Here is a 3,435-nt window from a genome sequence, read left to right on the forward strand (position 1 = left end):
GCCTGATGACCATAGCAAGTTGGTCCCACCCCTTCCCATCCCGAACAGGACCGTGAAACAACTTTGCGCCGATGATAGTGCTGCAACCAGTGTGAAAGTAGGTTATCGTCAGGCTAGTTATATGAAGAAACCCGTTAGTGCCTTGAGCCTGACGGGTTTTTTTTCGTCTGCCGCTTTGTCGTTGGCCTGAAACGCGAATCTCGGTCACAATCATCCTGTCAGCGTTGTCGTTTCATACAAGAACAGGAGCAGCATGAACGAGCAGATTGCGAGAGATGTGGTGCTGGTGCGCGCCATCGAGACGGCGGACCAGAAGCGCGAGGTGCTCAGCGACGACGATCGCATGTACGCCAGCCGCAGCGCGAAAGAGCTGGCCCACTGGCAGGCGGCCGACAGCAAGTCTGAGGTGACCGCCGAGCATTTCCTGCAGCAGCGCGCCGAGCAAATCCTGAAACGCATTGCCGAGCGCACGCCGGCATTCGCCGCCCTCATCAAACGCCGCAATGATTTGCGCACCCTGTCGGCGCTATTGCCGGTGCTGGCCTTATTGCTGGGCGCCGGCCTGGACCGCATCACCGACCCGCACCGCGTCGACCTGCTGTCGGCACCGCTGTTGCTGATTATCGTCTGGAACCTGCTGGTTTACCTCGGGCTGCTCATCTGGGCCTGCCTGCCGGCATCGAAGCCGGGCGGCGCCAAAGCCGTCTTGCTGCGCCGGCTCAGCGCCGGCAAGGCCGCTTTGCCGCGCAAGCTGCCGCACGCCCTGGCGGCGGGGCTGCTGAGCTTTATGGCGGAGTGGGCGCAACTGAGCGCCAAACTGACGGCGGCCCGCCTGGGCCGCACGGTCCATTTGAGCGCCGCGCTGTTCGCCGTCGGCGCCGTGCTGTCGCTGTACGCACGCGGTTTTTTGTCGCAGTATGTGGCCGGCTGGGAGAGCACCTTTCTCGATGCTGCGCAGGTCCATGCGATCTTATCCGCGCTGTTCATGCCGGCGGTGGCCCTGTTTCACCTTCAAGACTTCTCGCTGGCGGATATCGAGGCACTGCGATTCGGGCAAGTCCCTTCGGCGGCCGGCGGCGCGCGCTGGGTGCATCTGTACGCCGCGACGATCTTCCTGTTCGTCGTGTTGCCGCGCCTGACATTGACGCTGATTGCCAATTGGCGCGCCGCAAGGCTGAGCAAGCGTTTTCCCCTGGATCGGGAGCAGCCCTATTTTCATAAACTGAACGAGGCGCTGGGCGTTGCCCGCGCCGGCGGTATCTTCCGTGTGCTGCCCTATAGTTTCGTGGTGGACGAGGCGCGCGACAAGGGCCTGTCCGTGCTCGCGGCGATGCTGCTCGGCGAGCAGGCGCGACTGATGTTGCGTCCCGCAACCGGGTATGGCGAGGAGGCACAGGAGGCGCTGCGCGACACGCAGCTCGACGACGCCGCTGTCAGCGTGACGGCGGTGCTGTTCAATCTCGCCGCCACGCCGGAAAAGGAAAACCACGGCGCCTTCCTGGAATACCTGGTGCGGCATTCGGCGCGCGGCATTGCCGTTTTGATCGACGAATCCGGCTATGTCGAGCGCATCGGCGCCCAGGCGGGCGGCAAGGCGCGCATCGCCGAGCGCATCGCGCTGTGGCAGCAGTTCTGCAACTTCCACCAGACGTCGGCGAGCATCGTCAATCTGATTGATCCATCCGCCCGTCCGCTCGACAGCGGGGCCGGGCTCACTTTATCGAGCGCGCCATGAGTGACACGCCCGTCCAGATTCAGTTTGCGCTGATCTCCCACACCAATAACGGCAAGACCACGCTGGCCCGCACGCTGATCGGCGTCGACGTCGGCGAGGTGCGCGACGCGGCCCACGTGACCGTTTTTGCGGAATCGCATACCTTGCTGGCGACGCCGGCAGGCGACGCGCTGCAACTGTGGGATACGCCCGGTTTTGGCGATTCGGTGCGGCTGCTGAAGCGCTTGGGGCTGTCGGGCAATCCGATCGGCTGGTTCCTGCGCGAAGTGCTGGACCGCTATCGCGACCGACCGTTCTGGCTCAGCCAGCAGGCGCTGCGCACGGCGAGGGACGCCGCCGATGTCGTGCTGTATTTGGTCAATTCTTCCGAGCATCCGAAGGACGCCGGATACTTGCCGGCTGAAATGAAAATCCTGGAGTGGCTGGGCAAGCCGGTGGTGGTGTTGCTGAACCAGATGGGGCCGCCACGCCCGCCGCAGGAGGAGCAAGCCGAGCAGGCGCGCTGGAGCGAGCATCTGCGGCAATATCCGATTGTGCGGGAAGTGTTGGCCCTGGATGCGTTCGCTCGCTGCTGGGTCCATGAGCGTGTTTTTTATGAGGCCGTCGGCAAGCTGGTCGCCGCGCCGAAGCAGGCGGGCTATGCGCGCCTGTTTGCCGCATGGGAGGCGAACAACGCCGCCCGCTTCCGCGAGGCGATGCAGCTCACCGCGCAGCAATTGCTGAGCGCGGCGCAAGACCGCGAGCCGGTCGAGCCGGAAAGCAAGACACTGCTCAAGTCGGCCTTGAAAGCTGTCGGGCTGGGCAAGGGCGGCGAGCAGCAGCGCCAGGAGAAGGCGATGGGCGTGCTGGTGGCGCGGCTGAACCAGGGGATAGGCCAGATCACCGGCCATCTGTTGGCCTTGCACAAGCTCGATCCCAGCGAGGCGGGCAAGATCAACGCGCGGGTGCGCGAAAACTTCGTCGTGCGCGCACCGATCGATAAGGCGCAGGCCGGTTTGCTGGGCGCGCTGATCTCGGGCGCGGCGACGGGATTGTCCGCCGACCTGATGGCGGGCGGGCTGACGCTGGGCGCCGGCGCCTTGCTCGGCGGTGTGGTCGGCGCGCTGACGTTTGCAGGCGCCGCGTGGGGCTTTAATTCCAGCACCGAGCGCAATCAGCCAACCATGCAATTCTCTGACGCGTTCCTGCGCACCTTGCTCGTCGCCAGCGTATTGCGCTACCTCGCGGTGGCCCACTTCGGCCGCGGCCGGGGCAACTTCGTCGAAGGTGAGGCGCCGGCATTCTGGCAAGACGAGGTTGACCGCGCAGTCGCCGCGTCGGAGGCGGAGCTGGCGGATTTGTGGCAAGCGCTGCGGGTGGCGGCGGAGCCGCAAAAAGCGGCGGCGCTTACCGTGCTGGTCACCAGAATTGCTTCTCGCACGCTTGGCGCGCTGTACCCGGGCACGCCGATTGAATTCTCTTCAGGAAAACCTTGCTAGTACGACCAGGGCTTTGCTATAGTTCGCCTCCCCAATCAGGGGCCGGTCGGAAACGACGGGGCAGTAAAAATAGAAGTTGACGAAACAGGCGAAACGCTTCATACTCTTTCTTCTTCGCGGCTGACAAACAAAACGCTTTGTCGCCAAGCCGCAGCAGCACAGAACAAGTTCTTTAAAAATTAACAGTCGATAAATGTGGGCATTTGATGATGGTGCCGGCGG

3 protein-coding genes and 1 rRNA gene are annotated in these 3,435 nt (G+C 63.7%); 3 read left to right on the forward strand and 1 reads right to left on the reverse strand.

Translation table 11 applies throughout. The annotated features are described in order from the left end of the window. Position 1: 1 nt before the first annotated feature. The 3 genes from rrf to OIK44_RS25580 all read left to right on the forward strand — a co-directional run bounded on the left by rrf (position 2) and on the right by OIK44_RS25580 (position 3,213). A 5S ribosomal RNA gene (gene rrf, locus OIK44_RS25570) occupies positions 2-114 on the forward strand. Positions 115-253: 139 nt separating this feature from the next. After that, the gene (locus OIK44_RS25575; RefSeq protein ID WP_273675072.1) at positions 254-1,735 is read left to right on the forward strand and encodes a DUF2868 domain-containing protein; all 1,482 of its coding nucleotides are present in this window, start codon (positions 254-256) and stop codon (positions 1,733-1,735) included. Further along, positions 1,732-3,213, forward strand: a complete 1,482-nt coding sequence (locus OIK44_RS25580) for a DUF3482 domain-containing protein (RefSeq protein WP_273675073.1) — start codon at positions 1,732-1,734, stop codon at positions 3,211-3,213. The genes OIK44_RS25575 and OIK44_RS25580 overlap by 4 nt, the downstream gene beginning before the upstream one ends. Here OIK44_RS25580 and OIK44_RS25585 read toward each other — a convergent pair. Beyond that, positions 3,196-3,435 (reverse strand): hypothetical protein (locus tag OIK44_RS25585; protein WP_273675075.1); only part of this gene is annotated, 240 nt, incomplete at its 5' end. The genes OIK44_RS25580 and OIK44_RS25585 overlap by 18 nt on opposite strands.

The organism is Janthinobacterium fluminis (assembly GCF_028595325.1).
In the GTDB taxonomy this organism is placed as follows: Bacteria; Pseudomonadota; Gammaproteobacteria; order Burkholderiales; family Burkholderiaceae_D; genus Janthinobacterium; species Janthinobacterium fluminis.